At 70.9% G+C, this 23,306-nt stretch carries 24 protein-coding genes; 12 read left to right on the top strand and 12 right to left on the bottom strand.

The annotated features are described in order from the left end of the window. Positions 1-8: 8 nt before the first annotated feature. Positions 9-1,025 carry a phosphogluconate dehydrogenase (NAD(+)-dependent, decarboxylating) gene (gene gnd, locus K6U06_RS14005; protein WP_262322572.1) on the top strand — a complete coding sequence of 339 codons (1,017 nt, stop codon included), beginning with the start codon at positions 9-11 and terminating at the stop codon, positions 1,023-1,025. A 33-nt stretch (positions 1,026-1,058) separates the two neighbouring features. On the opposite strand, the gene K6U06_RS14000 is transcribed toward gnd, so the two are convergent. Continuing rightward, positions 1,059-1,667 carry a hypothetical protein gene (locus tag K6U06_RS14000; protein ID WP_262322571.1) on the bottom strand — a complete coding sequence of 203 codons (609 nt, stop codon included), beginning with the start codon at positions 1,665-1,667 and terminating at the stop codon, positions 1,059-1,061. A gap of 97 nt (positions 1,668-1,764) precedes the next feature. Between K6U06_RS14000 and K6U06_RS13995 the strand changes: the two genes are divergently transcribed. After that, on the top strand, positions 1,765-3,012 hold the full coding sequence (locus K6U06_RS13995) for a glutamate-5-semialdehyde dehydrogenase (RefSeq protein WP_262322570.1): 1,248 nt from the start codon (positions 1,765-1,767) through the stop codon (positions 3,010-3,012). Between the two features lie 17 nt (positions 3,013-3,029). On the opposite strand, the gene K6U06_RS13990 is transcribed toward K6U06_RS13995, so the two are convergent. Further along, positions 3,030-3,470: a hypothetical protein gene (locus tag K6U06_RS13990; RefSeq protein ID WP_262322569.1), complete on the bottom strand. Its 441-nt coding sequence runs from the start codon at positions 3,468-3,470 to the stop codon at positions 3,030-3,032. Positions 3,471-3,600: 130 nt separating this feature from the next. Here K6U06_RS13990 and K6U06_RS13985 point away from each other — a divergent pair, with 130 nt between their 5' ends. After that, positions 3,601-4,500, top strand: coding sequence for an AAA family ATPase (locus tag K6U06_RS13985; RefSeq protein WP_262322568.1), 900 nt, complete (start codon positions 3,601-3,603; stop codon positions 4,498-4,500). A gap of 9 nt (positions 4,501-4,509) precedes the next feature. Beyond that, the gene (locus K6U06_RS13980; protein ID WP_262322567.1) at positions 4,510-5,985 is read left to right on the top strand and encodes a vWA domain-containing protein; all 1,476 of its coding nucleotides are present in this window, start codon (positions 4,510-4,512) and stop codon (positions 5,983-5,985) included. Positions 5,986-6,009: 24 nt separating this feature from the next. On the opposite strand, the gene K6U06_RS13975 is transcribed toward K6U06_RS13980, so the two are convergent. The 4 genes from K6U06_RS13975 to K6U06_RS13960 all read right to left on the bottom strand — a co-directional run bounded on the left by K6U06_RS13975 (position 6,010) and on the right by K6U06_RS13960 (position 11,825). Further along, the gene (locus K6U06_RS13975; RefSeq protein ID WP_262322566.1) at positions 6,010-7,665 is read right to left on the bottom strand and encodes a glucosaminidase domain-containing protein; all 1,656 of its coding nucleotides are present in this window, start codon (positions 7,663-7,665) and stop codon (positions 6,010-6,012) included. A gap of 122 nt (positions 7,666-7,787) precedes the next feature. Continuing rightward, positions 7,788-8,483 (bottom strand): phosphoadenylyl-sulfate reductase, encoded by a 696-nt coding sequence (locus K6U06_RS13970; protein WP_262322565.1) that lies wholly within the window; start codon positions 8,481-8,483, stop codon positions 7,788-7,790. A 52-nt stretch (positions 8,484-8,535) separates the two neighbouring features. Further along, entirely contained in the window at positions 8,536-10,317 is a 1,782-nt protein-coding gene (locus K6U06_RS13965) for a nitrite/sulfite reductase (RefSeq protein ID WP_262322564.1), read from the bottom strand. Positions 10,318-10,448: 131 nt separating this feature from the next. Further along, positions 10,449-11,825 (bottom strand): class II 3-deoxy-7-phosphoheptulonate synthase, encoded by a 1,377-nt coding sequence (locus tag K6U06_RS13960; protein ID WP_262322563.1) that lies wholly within the window; start codon positions 11,823-11,825, stop codon positions 10,449-10,451. Positions 11,826-11,911: 86 nt separating this feature from the next. On the opposite strand from K6U06_RS13960, the gene nadD reads away from it, so the two are divergent. The 5 genes from nadD to K6U06_RS13935 all read left to right on the top strand — a co-directional run bounded on the left by nadD (position 11,912) and on the right by K6U06_RS13935 (position 15,930). Further along, the gene (gene nadD / locus K6U06_RS13955; RefSeq protein ID WP_262322562.1) at positions 11,912-12,508 is read left to right on the top strand and encodes a nicotinate-nucleotide adenylyltransferase; all 597 of its coding nucleotides are present in this window, start codon (positions 11,912-11,914) and stop codon (positions 12,506-12,508) included. After that, positions 12,505-12,783 carry a hypothetical protein gene (locus K6U06_RS13950; RefSeq protein ID WP_262322561.1) on the top strand — a complete coding sequence of 93 codons (279 nt, stop codon included), beginning with the start codon at positions 12,505-12,507 and terminating at the stop codon, positions 12,781-12,783. Before nadD ends, K6U06_RS13950 begins: the two co-directional genes overlap by 4 nt. Before the next feature lie 34 nt (positions 12,784-12,817). Further along, positions 12,818-13,216, top strand: a complete 399-nt coding sequence (gene rsfS, locus K6U06_RS13945; RefSeq protein WP_262322560.1) for a ribosome silencing factor — start codon at positions 12,818-12,820, stop codon at positions 13,214-13,216. A gap of 138 nt (positions 13,217-13,354) precedes the next feature. Next, entirely contained in the window at positions 13,355-15,334 is a 1,980-nt protein-coding gene (locus tag K6U06_RS13940; protein WP_262322559.1) for an alkaline phosphatase family protein, read from the top strand. Beyond that, positions 15,334-15,930, top strand: coding sequence for a hypothetical protein (locus K6U06_RS13935; RefSeq protein WP_262322558.1), 597 nt, complete (start codon positions 15,334-15,336; stop codon positions 15,928-15,930). Before K6U06_RS13940 ends, K6U06_RS13935 begins: the two co-directional genes overlap by 1 nt. A 140-nt stretch (positions 15,931-16,070) precedes the next feature. Here the strand turns inward: K6U06_RS13935 and K6U06_RS13930 are convergent, their stop codons facing one another. The 3 genes from K6U06_RS13930 to K6U06_RS13920 form a co-directional block, all read right to left on the bottom strand. After that, positions 16,071-16,283 (bottom strand): hypothetical protein, encoded by a 213-nt coding sequence (locus K6U06_RS13930; protein ID WP_262322557.1) that lies wholly within the window; start codon positions 16,281-16,283, stop codon positions 16,071-16,073. 80 nt (positions 16,284-16,363) lie between these two features. Then, the gene (locus K6U06_RS13925) at positions 16,364-17,137 is read right to left on the bottom strand and encodes a universal stress protein (protein ID WP_262322556.1); all 774 of its coding nucleotides are present in this window, start codon (positions 17,135-17,137) and stop codon (positions 16,364-16,366) included. A gap of 105 nt (positions 17,138-17,242) precedes the next feature. Further along, entirely contained in the window at positions 17,243-19,138 is a 1,896-nt protein-coding gene (locus K6U06_RS13920; protein ID WP_262322555.1) for an EAL domain-containing protein, read from the bottom strand. A 740-nt stretch (positions 19,139-19,878) separates the two neighbouring features. On the opposite strand from K6U06_RS13920, the gene K6U06_RS13915 reads away from it, so the two are divergent. Further along, a complete protein-coding gene (locus K6U06_RS13915; RefSeq protein WP_262322554.1) occupies positions 19,879-20,283 on the top strand; it encodes a helix-turn-helix domain-containing protein in 405 nt (134 codons plus the stop codon). 7 nt (positions 20,284-20,290) lie between these two features. On the opposite strand, the gene K6U06_RS13910 is transcribed toward K6U06_RS13915, so the two are convergent. The 3 genes from K6U06_RS13910 to K6U06_RS13900 form a co-directional block, all read right to left on the bottom strand. Continuing rightward, on the bottom strand, positions 20,291-20,557 hold the full coding sequence (locus K6U06_RS13910) for a type II toxin-antitoxin system RelE family toxin (RefSeq protein WP_262322553.1): 267 nt from the start codon (positions 20,555-20,557) through the stop codon (positions 20,291-20,293). Continuing rightward, positions 20,554-20,823 (bottom strand): type II toxin-antitoxin system Phd/YefM family antitoxin, encoded by a 270-nt coding sequence (locus K6U06_RS13905; protein WP_262322552.1) that lies wholly within the window; start codon positions 20,821-20,823, stop codon positions 20,554-20,556. The genes K6U06_RS13910 and K6U06_RS13905 overlap by 4 nt, the downstream gene beginning before the upstream one ends. 1,018 nt (positions 20,824-21,841) lie before the next feature. Then, the gene (locus K6U06_RS13900; protein WP_262322551.1) at positions 21,842-22,120 is read right to left on the bottom strand and encodes a type II toxin-antitoxin system Phd/YefM family antitoxin; all 279 of its coding nucleotides are present in this window, start codon (positions 22,118-22,120) and stop codon (positions 21,842-21,844) included. Between the two features lie 272 nt (positions 22,121-22,392). Between K6U06_RS13900 and K6U06_RS13895 the strand changes: the two genes are divergently transcribed. Both K6U06_RS13895 and K6U06_RS13890 read left to right on the top strand, forming a co-directional pair. Continuing rightward, positions 22,393-22,605, top strand: coding sequence for a ribbon-helix-helix domain-containing protein (locus K6U06_RS13895; RefSeq protein WP_262322550.1), 213 nt, complete (start codon positions 22,393-22,395; stop codon positions 22,603-22,605). Beyond that, the gene (locus K6U06_RS13890; protein ID WP_262322549.1) at positions 22,602-22,982 is read left to right on the top strand and encodes a type II toxin-antitoxin system death-on-curing family toxin; all 381 of its coding nucleotides are present in this window, start codon (positions 22,602-22,604) and stop codon (positions 22,980-22,982) included. Before K6U06_RS13895 ends, K6U06_RS13890 begins: the two co-directional genes overlap by 4 nt. Positions 22,983-23,306: the final 324 nt, after the last annotated feature.

The following is a 23,306-nucleotide window of genomic DNA, read 5'->3' as shown; positions in this document are numbered from 1 at the left end:
GGACTCAAGTGCAACTCGGCATGGTCGGACTCGGACGTATGGGCGCCAACCTGGTGCGCCGCTTGCAGCGCGACGGGCACACGTGCGTCGTCTACGACGTGAGCGCCGACGCGGTGAAGGCCCTGGAGTCGGAGGGCGCCACCGGCGCGAGCAGCATCGAGGACTTCGTCGCCAAGCTGGAGTCACCGAAGGCGGCGTGGGTCATGGTTCCCGCCGCGTTCACCGGCGACACCGTCAACCAGCTGGCCGACGCGATGGGCGAAGGCGACATCATCATCGACGGTGGCAACTCCCACTACCAAGACGACATCCACCGCGCCGCGGCGCTCAAGGCGAAGGGCATCCACTACGTCGACGTCGGGACCAGCGGCGGGGTGTTCGGCCTGGAGCGAGGGTTCTGCTTGATGATCGGCGGCGAGGACCAAGTCGTCGACCGCCTGGCGCCGCTGTTTCGAACCATCGCCCCCGGCGTGGACGCCGCGCCCCGCACCGAGGGCCGCACCGGCGATCCCTCCCCGGCGGAGCAGGGATGGCTGCACTGCGGTCCCAACGGGGCCGGCCATTTCGTGAAGATGGTCCACAACGGCATCGAGTACGGGGCGATGGCCGCCTACGCAGAGGGCTTGGCCATCCTGGCCAAGGCCAACATCGGCGCCGAGGAGTCCGGTCCGGGCGACGCGGAGACCGCGCCGCTGGCCGAGCCGCAGTACTACCAGTACGACATCGACACCGCCGAGGTGGCCGAGGTGTGGCGGAGGGGGAGCGTCATCGCCTCCTGGCTGCTCGACCTCACCGCTCACGCGCTGTCCGCCGACCCGAAGCTCGAGACCTTCAGCGGTCGGGTGTCGGACTCCGGGGAGGGTCGCTGGACGGTGAAGGCGGCCATCGACGAGGGTGTCCCCGCCTACGTGCTGACCACCGCCTTGCTCGAGCGGTTCAGCTCCCGCGGGGAGGGCGACTTCGCCGACAAGATCCTCTCCGCGATGCGCAAGGAGTTCGGCGGCCACAACGAGAAGACCGCCTGAGCCGGGTGGACCGCCTGAGCCGGGCTTTCGGGGTCATCCCGCGACGCCGGGACCGCCGCCGGACGCCTCCGCCCATCGGCGCCGGACCTCGTCGCGGAGCGCGTCCAGGTCCGGCGCGGGTCGGGGAGCCCACCGGGAGCCGGCCACGGCCTGATTGAGCCGCTCCCGGGCCTCCGCCTGTCGCAGTTCGGCCAGGAGCTGCTGATGCTCGCTCAGCCGGCGGCGGAGGACCGCCAGGTGGCCCTCCACCGCCTCCATCGTCGCGGTGGCGTCACCTGACCAGCGCCGGGCGAGCGCGTCGAGCTGGTCGAGGTCGCGCCGGGTGACCGCCAGCCGCCGGGCGTCGCGCGCCGCGTCCGCTCGGTGGGCGGCCGCGCTCTCGGTGTCGCCCTGGCGCTCGGCGCGCTCCGCGGCGGCCAGAGCAGCGCGGATCGCCTCCTCGAGGCGGGCCGCGGCCCGCCGGGCCCGGTGGCGGGCCGCGTCCGCCTGCTTTTGATGCGCCATCAGCTCCGCGGCGCGAAGCCGCAGCGTCTGGTAGCGGGCCTGGGTCTCGCCGATGGCCCGGGTCAGCTCGGCGCCGACGTCGGCCTCCTCGATGGCGTCCCGGGTTGCTGGTCGCCTTCGACGGGGACGCAACGGCACGGCCCGATGCTACGAGCAGCCCGATGCTACGAGCAGCCGACGCGCGAGCAGCCCGACCCTGCGGCCCGGGGGCGACCGCGGCGGTACGATCGCAATCGTGCACTCCCTCGAAGCGCTCGGGGCGCGGGCCCGTACCGCCAGCCGGGTGGTCGCCCAGCTGTCCACCGCCGCGAAGGACGCCGCGCTGCGCGCCGCGGCCGACGTGCTCGAAGCTCACACCTCGGAGGTGCTGGCCGCCAACCGGGCCGATCTGGAGCGAGCCGAGCGGGCCGACGCCACGCCGGCGGTGCTCGACCGGCTGCGTCTCAGCGAATCCCGGGTGGAGTCCATGGCCAGCGGGTTGCGGCAGGTGGCGGCCCTCCCCGATCCCGTCGGCGAGACCGTCGAAGGGTGGCGGCGCCCCAACGGACTGGAGATCCGCAAGGTCCGGGTGCCCCTCGGCGTGGTCGGGATCATCTACGAGAACCGGCCCAACGTCACCAGCGACGCGGCCGCGCTGTGCCTCAAGTCCGGCAACGTCGCTTTCTTGCGGGGCAGCTCCGCGGCCATCACCTCCAACCAGGCCGTCGCCGCCGCCCTCCGCGCCGGGTACGCCAAAGCCGGTGTCCCGGAGGACGCGCTGGTGCTGGTGGAAGACACCAGCCGGGAGTCAGCGACCGCGTTCATGCGCATGCGGGGCGTCATCGACTGCCTGGTCCCCCGAGGCGGGCGCACCCTCATCGAGGCGGTGATCGACAACGCGACGGTGCCCACGATCATCGACGGGGAAGGCAACTGCCACGTCTATGTAGACGCGTCCGCCGACCTGGCGATGGCGCTGGCGATCCTGGTGAACGGCAAGACCCAGCGCCCGAGCGTGTGCAACGCCACCGAGTCGCTGCTCGTGCACGCCGATGTCGCCCCGCTGTTCCTGCCGCAGGCGGCCGCCGCCCTTGACGGCGTCGAGCTGCGCGGCGACGACGCAGCCCGGCGCATCGTCGGCCCGGACCGCATGGCCCCGGCCACCGACGCCGATTTCTCCGCCGAGTTCCTGGACCTGGTGCTAAGCGTCGCCGTCGTCGACGACCTCGACGCGGCGATCACCCACATCAGCGCCCATGGCAGCGGGCACACCGAGGCCATCGTCACCGCCGACTTGAGGGCCGCCCAGCGCTTCCAGCAGGAGGTCGACGCGGCCGCGGTGGTGGTCAACGCATCCACCCGGTTCACCGACGGCGAGGAGTTCGGGTTCGGCGCGGAGATCGGCATCAGCACCCAGAAGCTCCACGCCCGGGGCCCGATGGGCCTGCGGGAACTGACCACCACCAAGTACCTGGTGACCGGCCAAGGGCAGACCCGGCCCTAAGCCGCCCGGCCTGCGGGTCAGTGCCTCCACGGCCGGCGGCGCCGGCCCTCCAGGCGGGTCAGGTCGTCGCGGTTGTACCGGTCGATCAGCGCGCCGTCCGCGCTGGTGTCGTCGGCCGCCGCCGGCGCGTCGCTCAGCTCCCGCAGCCGGGCCAGCGGGGCCGCCACCGCTACCACCTCGAGCGGCGGGGTCCCGTCGTCGCTGTCCTCGAACAGCGCGAGGGCCTCCTCTGCCACCGAGCCGAGCGCGACGTGCGCCGGCTGCACCCCCCGCAGGTACGTCTGGACCGCCATCAATATTTTGCGGGCCCGGAGGCGGGTCTGCGCCCCACCCCCCGCCCGCCGATCGCTGTCCGCCGCCGGCTCCAGCTGCTCCAAGACGGCGGTCAGCTCCTGCAGGAGGAGATCCGCCTCGTCCCGCCTAGGCGCCGCTGGCCGCCGGACCATCGTGAACACCATTCCCCCGAGGCTAGGCGCCCGGGGCGTCTCGGGGGGAACGCCGCGGCGAACTCCTCTCCGGCCGTCCCCCGGCCGATCACGGGACCCCGGGTAGTCTGACGGTTTCCGTCGTCCTCCGGAGGGATCACTAGTGACCGATGTCACCGTCAGCCGTTTCGACTCGCCGAATGTCGTACGCGACGGCCTGCGGACGGTCGACTACCTCTCCGACGACAGCATCGCCGGTGTGGTCTTCCTCGCCGACCGTCTGGGCAAGCCGATCCTGGTCGAAGGGCCGGCCGGGACAGGCAAGACCCAGCTGGCCAAGTCGGTCGCCGAGCTGACCGGCGCCCGCCTCATCCGCCTGCAGTGCTACGAGGGCCTCGACGAGTCCAAGGCCCTCTACGAGTGGAACTACAAAAAGCAGCTCCTGCGGATCCAGGCCCAGCGGGTAGGGGAGTCCGCCGGCGAGTGGAGCGACATCGAAGAGGACATCTTCTCCGAGGACTTCTTGCTCACCCGGCCCCTGCTCGAGGCGATCCGCGCCGAGGAACCCGTCGTGCTGCTCATCGACGAGGTCGACCGGGTCGAGGTCGAGACCGAGGCCCTACTCCTCGAGATCCTCTCCGACTACCAGGTGTCGATCCCGGAGCTCGGGACGGTGGCGGCCAAGCAGATCCCGCTGGTGTTCCTCACCTCCAACAACACCAGGGAGCTGTCGGAGGCGCTCAAGCGGCGGTGCTTGTTCCTCCACATCGACTACCCCGACATCGAGCGCGAGAAAGAGATCGTGCTGACCAAGGTGGCCGGGATCACCGAGTCTCTGGCCGAGCAGATCGTGCGCATCGTCCGCTCGATCCGCAGCCTGGAGCTGAAAAAAGCGCCGTCGGTGTCCGAGACGCTCGACTGGGCCCGGACCCTCCTCCTGCTCGGTATCGACCACGTCGACGCGGAGTCCGCCAAGGAAACCTTGCACGTCCTGCTCAAGTACCAGTCCGACATCGAGAAGGCGGCCAAGGACCTGAGCAGCGCCAACGGCCCCACCCGCTGAGGCGCCCCGATGGCTGATGACGTGACCGCCCTCCCCTCCGGTTTCGACGGGGGGATGCTCGAGACCCTCGCCGGGTTCGTGACCGAGCTGCGCCGGGCCGGTATACCCGTCAGCCTGACGGAGAACCTCGACGCGATGGAAGCCCTCCGCCACGTTCCGATCGAGGACCGCTCCGCGTTCAAGTACGCCCTCGCCGCGACGATGGTCAAGAACAACGCCCACTGGAAGGCCTTCGAGACGGTCTTCGAGGTGTACTTCTCGTTCCGGGGCAGCCACTACCGGCTGAAGGAAGACGAGACCGACGACGGCGGCATCGAGTCCATGCTCGACGAGCTCACCGGCACCCGGGAGGGGGAAGGCGGCTCCGGTGAGGGGCTGAGCGCCGAGGAGCTCGCCGAGATGCTCTACCGGGCGCTGATGGACGGCAACGACGCGCTGCTGCGGGCCCTGGCGCGCGCCGCGGTCACCCGCTACGCCGGCATGGAGCCCGGCCGGCCGGTCGGCGGCACCTACTACCTGTACCGGACGCTGCGCCAGCTCGACCTGGAAGGCCTCCTAGAGCGGATGATGGGCGAGGCCGAGTCCAAGGTGCCCGACCAGCAGCTGACCGAACTCGAGGAGCGCCTGGCCCGCGAGGAGTACCAGGCCCGCCTCGACGCCCTCCGCCGGGAGGTCGAATCGGAGATCCGCCGCCGCCTGGTCGCCGATCGAGGCGCGGAGGCCGTCGCCAGGGCGGTGCGCAAGCCGCTGCCCGAGGACATCGACTTCATGCACGCCAGCCGCGACGAGCTGGTGTCGCTGCGCAAGGCCATCGCCCCGCTCACAAGGAAGCTGGCGGTGCGCCTGGCCCGCAAGCGCCGCCACGGGCGGAAGGGCCCGCTCGACTTCCGTTCCACCGTGCGCCACTCGCTGTCCACCGGCGGCGTGCCGGCCGACCCGCAGTTCCGCTACCCGCGCCCGTCCAAGCCCGAGATCATGGTCATCGCCGACATCTCGGGGTCGGTCGCGGCGTTCGCCCGCTTCACCCTCCAGATGGTCTACGCCATCAGCTCCCAGTTCAGCCGGGTCCGTTCGTTCGTGTTCATCGACGGGATCGACGAGGTCACCGACTACTTCAAGAGCACCGAGGACATCGCCCACGCCATCCACCGGATCAACACCGAGGCGGACGTGATCTGGGTGGACGGCCACTCCGACTACGGGCACGCGCTGGAGACCTACTGGGAGCGGTGGGGCAAGGAGATCAGCGGCAAGACCACCGTGTTGCTGCTGGGCGACGCCCGCAACAACTACCACGCCTCCCAGTCGTGGGTGGTGGCCGAGATGGCCAAGAAGGCCCGTCACGTCTACTGGCTCAACCCGGAGCCGAAGAGCTACTGGGACACCGGCGACTCGATCGTCGGGCAGTACGCCGCGCACTGCGACGGTGCCTACGAGTGCCGCAACCTCAAGCAGCTGGAGCGCTTCGTAGAGCAGCTCGGGTAGGCCCGCCGCGACGCCGGGCCCGGGCTAGCCGCCGGCGACCGGCGCCAACGGCACCGTCGTCGCCGGGGCGGCGGCGGGCGGCGCCGGGCTGGTCGCCGGCGCGACCTGGGTGGTCGGGGCGGGCTGGGTGGTGGCGGGCGGACCGGCGGGCCCCGACGCCTCGGTACCCGGCGGTGCGGGGACCACCGACCCGGGCGGGACCAGCCCGGCGGCCAAGAGCCGCTGGGGGATCACCCAGTCGAGGATCTGCTTGTAGATAGCGAGGATCTCCACGCCGTAGCGCTTGGAGGACGCCCACTTGCCGGCCAGCAGCACCCAGGTGGCGCAGCACCCGCCGACCCCGACCGGTCCGACCAGCGGCGTCGCGACCTTGGTCGGCGACGCGTACGCCTCGAGCAGCTGCTCTTGCGCGGTGACCCCGGTGAGGGCGTCGGGGAAGCTCCAGCCGTGGGCGCAGGAGTCGCACGCTCCGATCCCGGCGAAGTTGTTGTCCGCGGCGGTCAGCTGGCCGCCGGCGGGGAAGCTGAAGAACCCGGTCTCGACGATCGACTGCGCGAACGCCAGGTCGGCGCGTACCCCGGTCGCGGTCCCCGCCGACACGTAGTCGGCGGCCAGCTGGGCGATCGGCACGGTCGTGTTGGCCTGGTGCCCGGTCGAGTCGAACCACGCGGCCAGCTCGGGGCCGGTGGCCGCGCTCGGGCCGAGGATCGTCGGGGCGTCGGCCGCGGCCTGCGCCTCCGACATCGTTGGGCTGGTGGCGCTGGTCAGCTGCGCACCTCCCGCCGACGCGCCGGGAGCGCCCGCGGCGGCTTGCTGGGCCGCGGCCCCGGCCACCGTGGCCGCCCGGGTCGCGGCGACCAGCGCGGCTTTGGCGTTGGCCACCCCCTGGATCGCGCCGGCCTGCGCCGCGTTGGCCGCCGCGACATCGGCGCGGGCCTTGGCGCTGGCCGCGTCGGCGTCGCGCAGCACCGCCCGCGCCGAGGTGAACACCTTCTCGGTCTGGTCGACGACGATCCCGAGCAGGACGTCTTGCTCGGCGGCTACGTCTGGGGTGATCCCCCCCGCCGTGCTGACCGTGCCGGTCGGGGAGAGGGCCTGCGCCGCGCCGGGGTTGGCGTACGCCTCGCCGGTGTAGGCAGCCAGCGCCAGGCCGGCCATGTGGTTCCTGGCGCCGGCCAGCCGGCCGGCGGCGATCTGATGCTCGACGCCGACCGCGGCCGCGTTCGCCAGCGCGGCGGCGACCCCGGCCTTGGCCGCGGTGAGCTGCGCCTCCGCGGCGCCGACCGCGGCCTGGACCCGACCGTAGGACGAGATCGCGGCCAGCTGCGCCAGGTCGGTGTTGACCGCGGCGACCGACGGGCCCAGATCGATCTGCGGCGCCGGCGGCGCTCCGGGAGCCGGCGCCGAGGTCGGCGGTCCGCCCGTCGGCACGGCCGGCACCCCGGTGGCCGGCGCCGACCCTGCGTGCTTGGCGGCGGTGGTGGGGGCGGCGGTGGCCGGCGGCGCGACGGTCGTGGACGGCGCCGCCGTGGCCGGCGGCGCGGTCGTCACCGTGGTCGGCGCGCCGACCGTCGTGGTCGGCCCGGGCAGGATCCCGGCGGCGTCCGCCGGCGCGGCGGCAGCCAACCACCCGACGAGGGCGGTGACGGCGACGGCGGCGGTGAGGCGGAGCGAGGGCACGACGTTCAGGTATTCGACAGGCGACCGGCAGCGCCTGCCCTCGGCGGAGGCCCAGGCCCGGGACCTACGGGCAGGAATGTACCAGCGGCCCCGCACCCGGGGGCCGTCGCCGTAGCGCCCGGCTACTGGTGCAGGCCGCACTCCGTCTTGTCCCGCCCCGCCCAACGCCCAGAGCGGGGGTCGGCGCCGTCGGCGACGGGCGCAGTGCAGGGCTGGCACCCGATGGACGGGTACCCCTGCTCCAGCAGCGGGTTGACCGGTACGTCGTGGTCGGCGATGTAGCTGGCCACGTCGTCGTCGGTCCAGGTGGCGATGGGGTTGACCTTCACCAGGCCCCGCAGGTCCCGGGCCACGATCGGGGCGTTGGCCCGAGTGGTGGCCTCCGCCCGGCGCAGGCCGCTCATCCAGCCGAGCTTGCCGACGAGCGCCCGGTCCAGCTGCTCGACCTTGGCCGCCGAGCAGCACCGCTCGGGATCCGCCCGCCACAGCTCTACGGGCTGGGGGGCGACGGTGAGCACCCGCAGGTTCAGGCCGTAGTGGCGCCGGACCGACTCGACGGTCTCCAGGGTTTCGGGGAAGTGGTAGCCGGTGTCGATGAACACCACCTCGATCGACGGTTCGACCGACACCGCCAGGTCGATGAGCACCGCGTCGGTCATCGACGCGGTCAGGCAGAAGTGGGGGTGGAACTGCTCGACCGCCCACTCGATGACAGCCGCGGCGGGAGCCTTCTCGAACCTGGCGTTGAGAGCGGACAGGTCGGAGGGCGACCAGTCCGGGGCCACCAGGTGGCGGCTGGTGTCGAGCAGCGTTGTCACAGAGTCACCTTTTCACCGTCGTAGCCGGTCGCGTCCCGATCTCAGGCACTTCTCAGCCCGCCGCGCATTCGCCTTCGCCGACCTCGGCCACGTAGGGGCCGGTCTCGTCGAAGTCGATGTAGTAGTCGGGGCGCTCTTCGGGGTCCGGCCAGAAGTCGAGGTCCTTCAGCTCGGTTCCGAGCACCTTCGGGCCGCCGGAACGCTCCAGCCACCCGGCGAACAGCTCGCCGGGCTGGCGCTCGTCGGCGTAGCGGCCGACCAGGCGGACCGTGGCTTCCGCCGCGGCTTTCGCCGGCAGGCGCAGCGCCCGCTGCCCGAACTCGATCTGGGTGTCACCGACGTGGCCGCCGAGGAGCATCTGGTAGCCGGGGGCGGGCCGGCCGTGGGCCCGCCGCTCCGCGCCGTGGAACCCGATGTCGGCGATGTGGTGCTGGCCGCAGCTGTTGGTGCAACCGGAGATGTTGATGCGGACCCCGCCGACGTCGGCCAGGCCGGCCGCTTCGAGGGCCCGGCCGATGTCGTCGGCCAGCCCCCGGCTTTGGGTCACGGCCAGGTTGCAGGTGTCCGCGCCCGGGCACGACACGACGTCGCGGGCCAGCTCGGCGCCCGGCTCGGCCATGCCGATGGCGTCCAGGCGGGCGTAGAGGTCCGGCAGCTGCTCGGCCGAAAGGCCCCGCAACGCTAGGTTCTGGCGGTTGGTGACCCGCATGTCCACGCCGAAGTCCCGGATGATGGACGCCAGCTCCCGGAACTGCTGGGCGGTGATGTCGCCGAGCTTGGCGTACGCCAGCGCCGACACCGTGCCCTTGGCGACGCCGACCACCACGTTGGCGGACTCCCAGCGGGTGAACGGGTCGCCGCTGCCCTTGGCCGGCGCCTTGAAGGTCACCGGCACCCCGACGGGGGTGGCCTCGGTGGTCGGGGACACCCCGGCGGGCTCGTCGCCCAGCTCCTCGACGATCGCCGGGATGCCGCCGGGATACGACGAGGACGCCAGCAGCAGCTTGCGCTCCTTGAGGACCCGCCGGCGCAGCTCGTCGATGCCGATCTGATCGACGACCCACTTGAGGCGGGCCCGCAGCTTGTTGTCCCGGTTGCCGTAGTGGTCGAAGGTCCGCAGGACGGCTTCGATGGTGGGCAAAAGGTCCTCGCGTGCCGTGAACTCTTCGAGGGCCTGGGCGGGGTGCGGGTTGGCGCCGAGGCCACCGGCCACGAACACCCGGAACCCGGCCTCGACGGTGCCCTCGGCGGTGGGGCGGCTCACCGCGACCACGCCGACATCGTTGAACATCGCCTGGCCGCAGTCGGTGACGCAACCGGAGAAGTTGATCTTGAACTTGCGGGGGAGCCGCTGCGCGTAGGGGTGGTGGAGGAAATACCGGAAAGTGGCCTCGGCCCACGGGCTGATGTCGAGTACCTCGTAGGGGCACGCCCCGGCCAGGTGGCAGCCCATCACGTTGCGGACGGTGTCCCCGCACGCCTCGCGGGTGGTCAGGCCGACCTCGGCCAGCTCCCGCAGCAGCGACGGCACCTTCTCCAGCTGCACGAAGTGGAACTGCACGTTCTGCCTGGTCGTCAGGTGACCCCAACCCCGGCTGTAGCGCTCGGACACGTCGCCCAAGAGATCCAGCTGCTCGGCGGTGACGCTGCCGTAGGGGAACTTCACCCGCACCATCTGGTTGTGGCCGCCTTGGCGCTGCCCGTAGACGCCGTTGTTGAGACGGAACACCCGGAAGGCGTCCTCGTCCACCTGGCCGGCCAGGTGATCTCGCAGGAGCCTCTCGAACTTCTCGATGTCCGCGGCCAGTTCCGGATCGATCGCTGCAGCGTGCACGCCCGCCAGTCAATCAAATCCTGAGCTAGTTGATCAAATTTTCCTTGTATCGGGCTCGGGTCGTGGTCCCAGGGGCCCGGGCCGTGGTCCCAGGGGTCCGGGCGGTCAGGTGAGGGCCGCCGGCGTCGGGCCTACTGGCGCAGCAGCTCGGCCACCCGGAACGCCAGGTCGAGGGACTGGCGGCCGTTGAGCCTGGGGTCGCAGGTGGTGGTGTAGCGCAGCTCGAGCTGGTCCTCGAGGATGTCCTCGGAGCCGCCCAGGCACTCCGTGACGCTGTCGCCGGTCAGCTCCACGTGGACACCACCGGGCCACACGCCCTCCTCCCGGCACACCGCGAAGAACTCGCTGATCTCGGCCAGCACGTCGTCGAAGTGCCGGGTCTTGCGGCCCCCGGCCCCGGTGAAGGTGTTGCCGTGCATGGGGTCGCACTGCCACACGACCGGATGGCCCGACGTGAGCACCGCTCGCAGCAGCGGGCGCAGCTTCTCCGAGACCCGGCCCGCGCCCATGCGGCTGATCAGGGTCAGGCGCCCGGGGGTGCGGTGCGGGTCGAGGGCCGCGCACAGTTCGAGCACCTCCTCGGTGGTCGCCGCCGGGCCGAGCTTGGCGCCGACCGGGTTGGCGATCCCGGCGAGGAACTCCAGGTGGGCCCCCCCGATCTGGCGGGTCCGCTCGCCAACCCAGACCATATGCGCCGAGGTGTCGTACCAGTCTCCGGTGAGGGAGTCGTTCCTGGTCATGGCCTCCTCGTAACCGAGGATCAGCGCCTCATGGCTGGTCCAGAAGTCCACCTGGTGCAGCGACTGCTCCTGCGCCAGGTTGATCCCGCACGCCCGCATGAACCGCAGGGCCCGCTCGATCTCCTCGGCGATGGCGTTGTAGCGCTGCCCCTCGCTGGAGGACGCGACGAACTGCTGGTTCCACATGTGGACCTCGGAGAGGTCGGCGAAACCGCCCTTGGTGAACGCCCGGAGGAGGTTCAGCGTCGACGCGGACTGGTGGTAGGCCGACACCAGCCGCGCCGGATCGGGGGTCCGCGCCGCCAGGGTCGGGGCGTCGTCGTTGACGATGTGGCCGCGGAAGCTCGGCAGCTCTTGGCCGGCGACGGTCTCGGTCGGCGCCGACCGGGGCTTGGCGAACTGGCCGGCGATGCGGCCAACCTTGACGACCGGCACGCCGGTTCCGTAGGTGAGCACCACCGCCATCTGCAAGATGACCTTCAGCTTGTCGCGGATGTTGTCCGCGGTGAACTCCGCGAAGGACTCTGCGCAGTCGCCGGCCTGCAGCAAGAACGCCTCGCCTCGCGCCACTTGGGCCAGCGCGCTGTGGAGGTGGCGGGCCTCGCCGGCGAAGACCAGCGGGGGCAGGGTGGAGAGGGACTTGAGGGTCTGCTCGAGCGCGTACGCGTCGGGCCAGTCGGGCTGCTGGGCTGCTGGCTTGGCCCGCCACGCGCCGGGGGTCCACCCGGCGGGGGCGGGGGGCGCGGCGTCGTCGCGAGGGTGCTCCACCCTTAAAGGATGGCCGACTCGACCCCCTAGCGGCAATGCGCCAGGTGGCCTGACCTGCAGGTCCGCTGGCTAGGGTCGGGTTGGATATGGGTGAGCGCATAGGAGTCTTCGGGGGCACGTTCGACCCGATCCACGTCGGGCACCTCGTGGCCGCGGTCAACGCCAGGGCCGCGCTGGGCCTCGACCGGGTGATCTTGATGGTCGCCAACGTCCCCTGGCAGAAGGCCGGCACCAGGGTCGTGACCGGGGCCGAGGAGCGCTTCGCGCTGGTGCAGGCGGCCGTCGGCGACGTGCCCGGCCTGGAGGCCGGGCGCCTGGAGCTCGACCGGGGCGGGGAGTCCTACAGCGCCGACACCCTCGCGGAGCTCCACGGTCTGCACCCCGACGCCGAGCTGTTCTTGGTCGTGGGGTGGGACGTGGCGTTCGACCTGCCGAGTTGGGAGCGCATCGAGCACGTCAAGGAGCTGGCCACCCTGGTGCTGGTCAACCGGCCCGGCGCCGGGCGCCCGCGGGGACTCGACGGCGACGGCTGGCGGGTGGTCGAAGTCTCGGTGCCCAACTTGGAGATCTCCTCCACCGACCTGCGCAGCCGGGCAGCCGAGGGCCGCCCCCTCGACTACCTGATCCCCGAGTCGGCTGTCCACTTCATCACCTCCCACGGTCTGTACGCTGTAGGGAGATGACGACGGTTCGTCAGGCGACCCGAAACCGCGTGGCGCTGCCACGCCGGATGCCCGACGACAAGGCGACGACCACCCCCGGCCCGGCCGGGGATCCGATCCCCTCCCGGCAGGCCCGTCGGCGCGAGCAGCGCCGCCTGGTCAGGGAGGAGCTGGCAGCCGTCCTCGTCCTCGCCCTGCTGCTGGCAGTCACCCTCGTGCTGCTCGGTTTGCAGTGGCTGCAAACCGGGTCGCCGTCGGCGGCCGCACTCCTATCTCTCCACGGAGGACTCGCATGAGCATCACCAGCATCAACCGGGCAGGTCAGTCGCGGTGACGGCGACGGCGTCGCTCGACCAGGTCCGTCAGTGGTGCGTCGCCGCGGCCCGAGCCGCTGACGCCAAGCAGGGCCAGGACACCCTGGTCCTCGGAGTGGGCAACCTGCTCGCCATCACCGACGCGTTCGTGATCACCAGCGGCGCCAACACCCGCCAGGTCCGCACCATCGCCGAGGAGGTCGAGGAGCAGGTAAAGCGGGCCGGCGGCCCGCCGCCGCGGCGCGTCGAGGGCCTCGACGACGCCCGGTGGGTCCTCATGGACTACGGGGACTTCGTCGTCCACATCTTCCTCGGGGAGGCCCGCGACTTCTACGAGCTGGAGCGGTTGTGGGCTGACGCCGAGACCTGGCAGTGGGCGGAGCCCGACGCAGAGGTCGCGGTCGCCGGCAGGTAGCTCTTACTCGCTGCCGGCAGCCGGGGCGGCCCGCAGCGCGCCGGGCGGAGCGGGCCGCACCCGACTGTCGCCGAGGGTTCTTCCGCTCGTCGCCGTGCGTGCCCCGGGGGTTTACCCTCGGCGAATAGACCTCTTCTTATGGTCCTCTCAGGTCGTACCAGGAAGTGGTGGCGCGTCGCGGCGGCCACCGGCCTCGTCGGCGTAGCCGCCGCGGCGGCTCCGATCACCGCGTCGTCGATCGCGTCGGCGGCGCCCACCAGCTACATCTCCAGCACAGGCCTCAAGTCCGGGGCGATCAAGCACGTCTGGCTGATCATCCTGGAGAACAAGTCCTACGACGCCACCTTCACCGGCCTCAACAACAACACCTACTTGTGGAAGGCCCTTCCTCAGCAGGGGGTCCTGCTCAAGGACTACTTCGGCACCGGGCACTTCAGCCTCGACAACTACACGTCGCTGGTGAGTGGGCAGGCCACCATGCCCGCCGACCAGAACGACTGCCCGCAGTACGCCGACGCCGTCGGCAGCGTGGTCAAGACCGGTCCCGACGCCGGCCAGTTCGCTGAGGCCGGGGCGCCGTACGCCACTAGCACCGTCGCTCCCGAGGGCGGCGCCAACCAGGGCACCGGCTGCGTGTACCCCGCGAGCGTGAAGACCCTCTTCAACCAGTTCGACTCCGCCGGCGTCAGCTGGAAAGGCTACGCCCAGGACATGGGCAACCCCGACGCCAGCGGGCCGGCTCACGACGTCAACTCCTGCGGCGGCCCCGGCAACCCGGCGGGGGCCGGGGTGCCGAACCCGGGCTCGGCCAACGCCACCGACCAGTACGTGCCCAAGCACTTCCCCTTCCCGTGGTTCGAGTCGCTGCTCACCAACCCGGCGGACTGCAACCCGGCTCACATCGCCAGCCTGTTCAGCTCGACAAGCGGCCTGTACCACGACCTGCAGAGCGAGAGCACCACGCCGGCATTCAGCTGGATCACCCCCAACAACTGCTCCGACGCCCACGACGCGGTGTGCGCCGGCAACAACTTGAGCGGCGGGTTCTCGGATCCCAACACCCCCAAGCCGCCGGTCAACTACACCGGCGGCCTGTACGCCTCGGATCTGTTCCTCGAGCACGTCATTCCTGAGATCGAGGCCTCCCCGGCGTTCAAAGACGGCGGCCTGATCGACGTTACCTTCGACGAGGCCAACCCGCCCTTCGCCAACTCCAGCTACAACAACTCGTCGCAACCGGCCACCGAGCACACCTACATCCGCAGCGACGCCGCCGGCGAGACCGTCGACGGCAAGACGGTGCACTCCGAGCCGACCGGCCCGAACACCCCGCTGCTCAAGAACTCGAGCGGGGTCCAGCTTTACCCGGGGCCAGGTGACAACGCCTTCACCGATCGCCCGGCCGCCGGCAGCATCCCCGGCTACATCAAGGGCGGCGGCGGCAGCGTCCCCGGAGCCCGCACCGATACGGTCAGCGCCGGGGCCGGCTCCAACCTGATCGTCGACCCCGCCATCACCGCCCCCGACGCCGGGCGCGCCGTCACCGGCACCAACATCCCCGCCGGCGCCTACGTCGGCCCGGTCAGCGACACCGGCCCGGTCCTCGACCCCGGGCCCGCCTCGACTGGCAACCGGGCCTACGCCGGGTCGTTCCAGCTGGTCGACGCCAACGGCACGGCGGTGTACCCGACGGGCCCGGTGACCAGCCTGACCCTGGGCGCCGAGACCCCTGCCACCGACCCGCTCTACACCGCCACCGACCCGGCCCCCGGCGGGGGTGACACCGGCAGCGTCCTGATCAGCCCCTACATCGCCCCGGGCACGACCAGCACCGTCGCATACAACCACTACAGCTGGCTGCGGACCATGGAGGACCTATTCTCGGTGGACGCCAAAGGCCAGTCGCCGGGTCTTGACGGCCTGGGCCACCTCGGATTCGCCGCCCAATGTGGGCTCGCCCCCTTCGGCCCCGACGTGTTCAACAACCCGTCCAAGTCGGCGCACGTCGATCCCGACGTGGCGATGGCGGAGGCCGCGAGCAAGCACAACCGTCAGCGTCCGCCGACCTTCTGCTCGCCTGACGGCTCGCTCAACGCCAAGGGCGCGGCCTCGGCCTGATGCCCGCAGCACCCTCCGCCGGCAGCGGTGAGACCCGCCGTCGGGCGACCGGTCGGCCGTCTCTCGTTGCCTCAGTCGCTGCCGCCGTGGCCCTGGCCGCGGCGGCAGCCGGCTGCGGCACCGCGACCCATTCCGCTTACGGCGGCCTTCCCTCGTTCCTCCCGAGGACCACGGTCCCGGTGGATCGGGTGGTGACCGCCGACACCGCCCACCCGCAGCTGGCGGTGCAGGGTGTCGGGGTCGACGTCGACCTGCCCGGCGGCCGGACTCTGGCCACCGCGGCGGGACCGGCGGTGCCTCCCTTCGTGGCACCTCCGCCCCCGGCAGTTACCGCCACCTTCACGGTCACCCTGGCTCGCACAGCGGGGACCGTGCCGATCCGGATCGGGGACTTCAGTCTCAGCGACCAGCTCGGCAGGCTGGTGCATCCTTCGCTGGTCGCCGGTGAGAGCGCCCCGCCGGCGGTGGCTCCCGTGGGGAGCACGGTCAGCTTCCAGATCACCGCGGTGCTGCCGACCGGTGAGGGGACGCTGCACTGGGCGCCGGCCGGCGGTCAGCCGGTTGTCACGTGGGACTTCGTCGTCGAGAACGACTGATCCGAACCGGGCGCGGCCGGGGCCTGGTGGGCAGCGGCGTCGGGGGGCAGGGCGTCGGCCGGGCCCGGGATGTCGGGCGGGCGGGACGTCGGCGGGCCCGGGGTGTCGGGTGGGCAGCGGCGAGGGCCGGCCCGAGCGGCTCAGCGACCGGGTAGCCGGGCTCCCCACAACAGCCACCGCCGCCGGCGGCGGCGGGCGCCGGCCTCTAGCGCGCCGAGCTCGACCAGCTCCAGTTCGATGGCGGCACGCTGCTCGGCGTCGAGGTCACCGGTGAGCGCCTCCCGCAAGGCGTCGAGGCGCCGGCGCCGCCACGCGTCGCCGTCGATGATCCCCGGTGACTCACCGCGTCGCATGGGCTCAGGCTACGGCTCGCAGACGCAGACGACCCCGCAGCTGCCCAGCGAGGCGGCCGGGCCCTGCCGCCGGGAGGGTGTCAGGCGACAGGCGGGACGACGATCACCGGTCGAGTGGCCTTGCTCAGCAACCGCAGGCCGACCTGGCCGAGGCGGAGCGGATGGCGGTCGTCCACTGGACGGCCACCGATCACCACCGTGCTCCCCTCGAGCGGTCCGGCTGCGGCGCAGATCGCGCTCACCGGCTCGTCTGAGGTGTACAGCGTCGAGACCTCGATGCCGCGCTGGGCGAGCGGCTGGGCCCAGGCGTGGAGGTCCTCCTCGGTGGCCAGAGGAAGCATGGGAGCGGGCTGCACCCGGTCAGGTAGGGCCGCGGCCAGGGAGTAGAGGACGATCACCTTGGAGGTCATCGACGCCTCCTCCGCGGCCAGCCAGTCCACCGCGGCGCGGCTGCCGGGCGATCCATCGATGGCCAGCACGGCACACGAGACCGGAACCGGCGGCGACCCTTGGGGGACGATCGCCACCGCCCGGTCGGCGTGGCAGACCAAGTGGTGCGCGACGTGGTCGGTGTGGATGGCCGGGTACCAGCTGATCCCGCTCGAGCCGGCCACGATCAAGTCGGCGTCCTCGTCGATCCCGGCCTGGGCGAGAGCGAAGCGGGGATCGCCCTCGAGGACCACCCGCCGGAGGCCGCCAAGCGCGGGATCACCCGCGCTGGCCACCTCGGCGTCGGCGACCGTCGACGCGACGATCACCTCCGCCCCGGTCGACTGCCCGACCGTCGCCGCCCACGCCAGCGCCGTGCGCGCCCCTTCCGACTTGTCCACCCCGACCAAGATCCGTTTCAGCATCGCTCGCTCCTTTTGGGCAAGCCTCGCTCAACGGGAGTACCCGCAGGCAGGGGCGAAGGGCTCTTTGCGTCGAGGCCGACCGGGCCGGCCGGCGGCTGAAGGCCCCTACGCCGGCGCCGGCCGACCGAGGTGAAAGCCCTGCGCGAAGTCGACGCCGGCGGCGGTGATCAAGCGAAGGGTCTCGTCGTTCTCGATGCCCTCGGCGATGGTCTGGAGCCCGAAAGCTTGGGCCAGGCTCACGATGGCAGCGACGACGTGACGGTTGGCCAGGTTGGTCGCCAGGTCACGGACGAACTCGATGTCGATCTTCAGATAGGTGATGGGCAGCCGCTTCAGGTAGGTGAAGCTGCCAAACCCAGTGCCGAAGTCATCGAGCGCGATCCCGCAACCGATTCCGGCCAGAGCCCGGGTGAGGGCCTCGCCCAAGGCCATGTCGCTCATGAGCGCCGTCTCGGTGATCTCGAACACCAACCTCGACGGGTCGGCGCCGGCTGTGCGGATCTGCTTTTCGATATAGGGAAACAACCCGGTGGTGCAGATGGAGGCGGCCGACAGGTTGATCTCGATGACCCGATCAGGGCTCGCCGCGGCCAGCCGGGTGGCCCCGGCGATGACCCAGCGGTCGATCTCGGCGATCAGCCCGAAGCGCTCCGCTACAGGAAGGAACGAGCCCGGCGTGATCAGCTCCCCGTCGCGCCCCCGCATCCGCAAGAGCAGCTCCTCGGCTGGGCGGCCACCCTTTAGGGGCACGATGGGCTGGGAGTGAAGCACCAACCGGTCCTCGTCGATGGCGTCGCGGATGCGCCCGACCCACGAGACCGCAGCCAGCTCCCTCTGGAGGGCCTCTTGCTCGCGCTTCTCTTCGGTGATGTCGCGAAACAGCACCACCATCCCCTCGATCGACGAGCCGTTGCGCAACGGGACCGACGAATACGCGACCGGGAAGGCCGATCCGTCCTTCCTGACCAGCATCTCGTAGTCCCGGCTGACGCGCTGGCCATCCGCGAGTCCACAACCCAGCGAGCAGTCGGGGGCAGGAACGATCGAACCGTCAGCCCGCCGGAAGTGGATGAGCTCGTGCAGATGCCGCCCGCGAAGCTCTCCCTCGGTCCACCCGAGCATCTCCGTCGCTGCTGGGTTGAGGTAGGTGACCCGACCGTCGGCGTCGAGCGCGCACAGCCCCTCCGCCATGCTGTCGGTGACGGCGGCCCGGAACCCCTCCTCCTTGCGCCGCTCTGTGATGTCGACCACCACGTTGCCGACGCCGATGATCTCACGGCCGATCCGGACCGGGTAGTAGCTGGCCAACCAATGAATGGTGGCGCCCGAGCCGTCGGAGGAATGGCCGGTCACGTCGAGATTGCTGACCGCTTCTCCGGCGAGGGCCCGGCGGTAGGCGCCCTCGATCTGGGCCCACACGTCGGGTGCTACGACCTCTGACGCCTTCCGCCCGAGAAGCTCGTGGGCCGGCGCCCCGCAGATGTCGGCGAGCATCTGGTTGATGCGGACGATGCGCAGGTTGGTGTCGACCAGCTTGAACCCTGCAGTGGCTGCGTCCCCGACGCTTCGCAAGAGGCTCAAGGACGCGGTGGCGTCGCGCTCGGAGCGGCGCAGGGAGGCCTCCAGTCGCTTCTGCTCCTCGATGTCGGTGGACGTGCCGACCCACATCTCTATCCGGCCGAACTGGTCTCTCATCGGCACGCCGCGACATAAATGCCAACGGAAGGCCCCGTCATGCCTGCGCATGCGGTGCTCCACCTCGAACGCAACGCCGGTAGCCCGGGCCGTGATCCACGCCCGCTTGCTTCGCTCCACGTCGTCGGGGTGGATAAGGTCGAACCGGGCTCGGTCCGAGGCGGCCTCAGGGGAGCAGCCCGTGTACTCGCAACCCTGCCGATTGAGGTAGGTCGTCGTGCCGTCCGGCGCGGCGGTCCACACGATGTGGGGGATCGACTCTGCAAGGAACTCGGCGGTCGAACCGCAGGCAGGGAGGATCGTCACGGGTTAAGGATCGACGCGCACCCCCGGGGTGCTGGAAGAGACGTTGGTCACTTCCCAGCCGTGAGCCCAGCAGAAGGGCCTTTGGTCACTTGCAGCCCGGCCGTCGGGGGCTTCGCGTACAGTGCCGCCCACAATCCTTCGGGGGGAGGCCATCGTGGACGATTCGTTCCTTGCCGCACTGGACCAGGTGGCGCGCTCGGGCCGTTTGGCCTGTGACGCCATCGCCGCCTCGGTGGAGGCGTTCGAGACCGGGCGGCGCGCACGGACGGAAGGCCTCGCCATGGTGGAGATCGTCGACCGTCTCACCAGCAGATCAGGGCGGTCGCTGAGGCTGGCGTCGGTCGAGGCGTTCCACGACTTCGAGCGGTCGATCGCGGCCATGCGCTCCGAGGTGATCAGGGCACTGGTCGAGGAAGACGGTCTGACTCTGACCCAAGCGGCCAAACGACTCGGAGTCTCCCGGCAGGCGGGGGCTCGCCTCTACCGTTCGGCACCCGGAGCCGCCGGTCGCATGGGTGGCACCGGTGGCACCGGGGGCGCCTGTCCTGCGGGCGCCGGGGGCACCGGCCCGGCGGGGCCGGTCCCCGGGGGGGGAACCTCCGCGCGTCGTCGAGCTGGCGTGACCGCCTACGGGGAGGTTTCCGTGGCCGCTGACAGTCGGGCTGCCTCGACAATCGTCGATCTGACTGGACCTGGTCGATCTGCTCTGTTGAGGTCCAGATCCGCTGCCGATCGGTGCGATGGCTAGGGCATGGAGAGAGGTCAGGGAAGAGGCCGGCGGCCGGCTCGATGAGCAGGCGGTCGCCAACGAGCGCACGCTGCTCAGCGAGGCCGTCCGAGCGCGTCGGCTGGCGCAGCTGCGCAAGGAGCAGTCGCTGACCCAGGCCGACGTGGCCGGGATGATGCGGGTGTCCCAGGCGCGGGTCGGCAAGATCGAGCACCGGCAGCTGGCTTCCACCGAGATGGGACCCTGCGCTCTTACATCGAGGCGCTCCGCGGAGAGCGCCGCGTCGTCGCCGGCTTCGGCGATCAGACGTGAACGGCGATTAGCGAACCGCGTGCCCCTCTCGTGGCGCTCCTGTTCCTTCGCTCGGGGACAGGGGGGTGGTGCTTCCCCGGCGCGTCTCGACTCCCCGAGAACCTGAGGATGGCTCAGCGGTAGACGTCGCCTCGATGATCGATGTGAACGACGTCGATGCGCAACAGCTCGTCGTCGACGCTGTAGATGATGCGGTAGCTTCCGCGTCGAGCGGAGAGCAGGCCGGTCAGCTGGCCGCTCAGCATCCCGCCGAGCCGGTGCGGTTCACCGGCCAGTGGACCGAAGATGAAGTCCAGGCAGGCAGCACCGATCTTCTTGGGGAGGTGGAGCAGATCGCGCTCCGCGCGCGCGGAGATGCGAACGTCGTAAGGGTCGCTCAACGAGGAGCGAAGCGAGCACGCAGGGCCTCGTTGTCCGCCACTCGTCCGGCCGCTAGGTCGGCGAGACCCTCGGCGATGGCGTCCCGAGCGCCGGACGTGGTCAAAATGTCGACGGTTTCTTCGAGCGCAGCGAGGTCATCAGGGGAGACGAGGACGGCGGCGGGACGCCCGTGCCGGGTGATCGTCACCCGGTCGTGCGTGCGTTCCACACCGGCGATGTACTCCGAGAGACGGTCTTTTGCCTCGCCCAGCGGCACGGTCGTCATGCACAAAGCATAGCCAGAAGTTCGGCTAATTCGGCACTTGCGGTCAGGCGCGATGATCCGGGTCGCACCAGACTGTGCCGCCCCCGACGGCGCTGGGATGGCTCGACCTCATGGTGCCGCTGGTGGACCTCCTCCACTTCACGGTGGGGCGGGCCGACCTTGTCGACGCCACCCGCGACCAGCGGGGTGGCCGTCGAGTGCTCAACGTCCGCCTGCTCGCGGCGAGTCCCGCAGGCGGTTTCGCGAGGCGGTGGCGAGAGCGGCGTCGGCTGCGGTCGTCCCTTTGCCGGTTTGGCAAACTGCCAACGCCCCCGGCCAGAGCAACGCCGTGACAGTTTGGCAAAACGGCGAATCTCGGGTCAGCGGTCGAAGGGAGTGGAGGCGATGGGAATCGGACCCACGAACCTCTTGCGTGCCGTCGGGCTGCGGGGGCCATCCCGAGGACAGGCACGAACGCTCGAAAACCATCGTTGGCCTGCGCTTTCTCCTGACCGTCGATGGCCGCTGGCAACCCCCTACTGACCGGTCGTTCGCGCACCGATCGCGCACGGATCGCGCACGAAGCCGGAGGCTTGCCTCCGGTTGTGGCCGGCTTCGTCGGCAAGAGCGATCAGCGCGCCCGGGCCCACCATGTCCTGAAGCTGCCGTTGAAAGCACGGGGATCCCATCGTGTTGGCCGAGGGCGAGCAGGCCCCCGTCCGCCGGTCACGACGGCGTCGGCTCGGACGGCGACCGCAGCTTCGAGCATCCGGTTGTCGGGCTCGTCGGCGACGACGGCCAACCTGACGGTCGGCTCCACCAGGTCGACGACGGCCCGAAGACCGTGAGATGAGCCGGTCGGGCTCGGGGAACACCCGGGCCAGCTTGGGATAGGCGAGCACGCGCCCGAGTTCGGCGAGCAGCGCCGGGCTCGAGGCCAGGACCAGCTGGCCGGCGAGCACGGCGTCGAGGATCTGTGCTGGCGGCCCGGACTAGCCGAGACCCGACACGAGGGTGTTGGTGTCGAGGACGACGACGATCACAGCTGGCGAGCAGCGGCGATCGCCTCGTCGATCACGCCGACGTCGAGGCCAGCTTGGCTCACCGTGGAGCGAGCCTGGGCCAGCGCCTCGGTCAGCTCCGCCCGGGCCCGCTCGGTAGCGGCCAGCTTCAGCTCGAGGTACTCCTCGCGACTGACCAGCACCGCCAGCGCCTTGCCCCGCTTGGTCAGCGAAACGACGTCGCCGCTCGCCGCGACCTCCTCGACGAGGCGGCCGAGCGAGCTGCGGGCGTCATCGAATCCGACGAACCTCTCCACGCCAACCTCCCGGCAGACCGTACGGGCATCCTCCAGGTTGGTCCCGCTACGGCGAGCCTCCTCGAGGGTCCAGAATGCAGTGCCGTTGACTTGCCGGCAGGGGAGAGGCGACAACGGTGGGGGCTGGGCGATATTCGGCGCGGGTCGATCGTGGTGCTCCGGGCCACAAAGGTGGCGAGATCGATCGCCGACGACGGGCGGCGGGCGGCCGAGGGCCTCGACCTCGCGGCGGATCGTCCCGCGCTGAGGCAGACCGGCGATAGCATGACGTCATGACGCGCAAGGCGACGACCGTGCGGCTGCCCGAGCAACTGGCCGACGAGGTGGAAGCGGTTGCGCGCGGCAGGGGCGTGAGCGTCAACGCCGTCGTCGTCGACGCCCTCAGCGCGGAGATCGAGCGCGTCAAGGCCGACACCGAGTTCATGGCGCACCTGCGGGCCCTCACCGAGCGCGACCGGGAGATCCTGGACCGCCTGGCCCAGTGAGATACCTCAGCCTCGGCGAAGCGCTCGTCATCGCCGAGGCCGTCACCGGCATCCCCGCCGCCGTGCTCTCCAAGGGCAACGGGGTCGGGCTGCTCGACTCCGCCCTCCACGCCCCACAGGCATCCTTCGCCGGCCACGAGCTGTACCCCGCCTTCGTCGACAAAGCGGCAGTCCTTGCCGTACGGATCGTCCGCGACCACCCGCTGCCCGAGGGCAACAAGCGGCTCGCCTGGTCGTGCCTGACGATGTTCTGCGCCCTCAACAGCCACGACCTGCACACCAGCGTCGAAGACGCCGTCCAACAGATCTTCGCCGCCGCCGGAGACGTCGACGAGGCAGCCATGGCTGAATGGATCGCTGGCCGCCTCCGACATTGACCCTGCCGGGCGACGCCCGCCGTTCTGCGCTCGTGCGAGCGGCAGGGCGCATTCATCTGCCCACGCCTAACGCCGACTCGCGCAACCACGTTGATTCCGTCGTTCTGCGTAGCCACGACCCGGCGTTGGAGGGCACCCTTGGAATTGAGATATCGGGATGGTCCGGGTGAGTCTTATGAGATGGTGCGTCCTGTACCACAAGGCTGTGGTACAGTTGGCTCATGAGGAATGAGAAGGCCATCGAGCAGATCACCCGCTTGCTCGACAGCTCAGAGGTAGAGACCACCAACACGTCGATGCGTCTGCCGGTCGCTCTTCGGGACG

The sequence above is a fragment of the Acidiferrimicrobium sp. IK genome (genome assembly GCF_025499425.1).
Lineage (GTDB): Bacteria > Actinomycetota > Acidimicrobiia > Acidimicrobiales > Palsa-688 > Acidiferrimicrobium.
The sequence above is the reverse complement of the archived record's forward strand: the minus strand, read 5'-3'. Positions and strand labels throughout refer to the sequence as shown.